Annotated in this window: 1 protein-coding gene; it reads right to left on the minus strand. The window is 72.8% G+C overall.

Annotated elements, in window-relative coordinates; all coding sequences use genetic code 11:
- Positions 1-61: 61 nt before the first annotated feature.
- Positions 62-2,098: a glycoside hydrolase family 31 protein gene (locus FNQ90_RS20530; protein ID WP_182607713.1), complete on the minus strand. Its 2,037-nt coding sequence runs from the start codon at positions 2,096-2,098 to the stop codon at positions 62-64.
- Positions 2,099-2,170 lie beyond the last annotated feature (72 nt).

Consider the following 2,170-nt stretch of genomic DNA (forward strand, 5'->3'; position numbering starts at 1 on the left):
CCCCGTCCCGCCCCGCCTAGGTGCCGTCGCGAACCCCCGTGCCGGGACGGCACCCGGTCCCTCAGCGGGCGCGCAACGGCAGCTCCGCACCGTCCCGCAGGAACAGCGGGATCCGCTCCAGCGGTGCCGCCACCGTCACCTCCGTGCCGCCCGCGTACTCCTCACCGGTCCACGCGTCGGTCCATCGGGCCCCCGCCGGCAGGTACACCGCGCGCTCGCGCGCCCCCGCCTCCAGCACCGGCGCCACCAGCACATCGGGACCGAAGAGGTAGGAGTCGGCGATGTCCCAGGCCCGCGCGTCGTCCGGGAAGTCCAGGAACAGCGGGCGCATCACCGGCAACCCCTCGGTGTGCGCCGCCCGCATCTGCTCCAGGACGTACGGACGCAGCCGTTCGCGCAGCCGAACGTACTCCTCCAGGATCGCGCCGGCCTCCTCGCCGTAGGACCACACCTCGTTCGGTCCGCCGGTCATGTCCGGGCCCAGTGGCATCGCCGGGTCCCGGAAACCGTGCAGGCGCATCAGTGGCGAGAACGCCCCGAACTGGAACCAGCGCACCATCACCTCGCGGTACGCCGGGTCACCCGGGTCACCGCCGTGGAAGCCGCCGATGTCGGTGTTCCACCACGGGATGCCGGACAGCGCGGTGTTCAGGCCGGCCGCGATCTGCCGCCGCAGGGTGGCGAAGTCGGTGCCGATGTCCCCGGACCACAGGGCGGCGCCGTGCCGCTGGCTGCCCGCCCACGCCGAGCGGTTCAGGGTGATGGTCTCCTCGCCGGCGGCGGTCAGCCCCTCGTGGAAGGCGCGGGCGTTCTCGCGCGGGTAGAGGTTGGCGACCTCCAGCCCCGGCCCGGCGTGATAGCGGTGGTTGCCCGCGAAGCCCGGCTTGAGCTCCGGCTCGCAGGCGTCCAGCCAGAAGGCCTTGATGCCGTACGGCTCCAGGTAGTTCTCCCGGATCCGCGACCAGACGAACTCCCGCGCCTCCGGGTTGGTCGCGTCGTAGAAAGCCACCTGCACCGGTTCGGCGACCTCCTTGTCCGGCCAGTCGGCGTGCGCCATCGGCCCGTACTCGGTGCCGATGAACCAGCCGCGCTGCTCCAGCGTCGGGTGGTTCTCGCTCAGCGGGGAGACCGACGGCCACACCGAGACCACCAGGGTGGTGCCCATCTCCGACAGCTCCCGCACCATCGCGGCCGGGTCCGGCCACTCGGCCGGGTCGAAGCGCCACTCGCCCAGGTGGGTCCAGTGGAAGAAGTCGCAGACGATCGCGGCCAGCGGCAACCCGCGCCGCTTGTACTCGCGCGCCACCTCCAGCAGCTCCTCCTGGGTGCGGTAGCGCAGCTTGCACTGCCAGAACCCGGCCGCCCACTCGGGCAGCATCGGGCTGCGACCGGTGGCCGCCGAGTACCGGCGCTGCCCGTCCGCGGGGGTGCCGGCGGTGATCCAGTAGTCGATCTGACGGGCGCTGTCGGCGACCCAGCGGGTGCCGTTCTCCGCCAGCTCCACCCGGCCGACCGCCGGGTTGTTCCACAGCATCGTCCAGCCCCGGCTGGAGACCAGCACGGGGACGGAGACCTCCGCGTTGCGCTGCACCAGGTCCAGGACGATGCCCTTCTGGTCCAGCAGACCGTGCTGGTGCTGGCCCAGGCCGTACAGCTTCTCCCCCGGGTGGGCGGCGAACCGCTGCTCCAGCCGGTGGTAACCGTTGCCGGTGGCGGTGTACAGACGGGGGCCGGGCCACCAGAAGTGCGCGCGTTCCTCGGCGAGCAACTCCCCACCGGTGGCGGAGTCCAGGAAGCGGATCATGCCCTCGGCGTCCACCTCGGCGGTGACCGAGCCGTTCACCAGGACGGCCGTACCGTTCCCGATCTTCACGGCGGCGTCGGGGGCCGGGGGCCGCTCGGTGTCGAGCGCGCCGGGCAGGCCGTGGAGCACCGGACCGCCGAGGCGCGCGCGGACCCGTACGGAGTCCGGGCCCCACGGCTCGATCAGCAGGGTCTCCTGCCGGCCGCTCCACTCCAGCGCGCCGTCGCGCTCGCGGAACACGCCCACGGTGGGGGAGGACTGCGCCAGCGAGACGGCGGGTGATGACTCGTTCAACGAAAACTCCCATGGGAAGGGGCCGCCACGGCGGGGTGGCGGCGGTGTACCAGCGGATCGCCCGGCCGACAG

This window comes from Streptomyces alkaliphilus, from assembly GCF_014141535.1.
Classification (GTDB): domain Bacteria; phylum Actinomycetota; class Actinomycetes; order Streptomycetales; family Streptomycetaceae; genus Streptomyces; species Streptomyces alkaliphilus.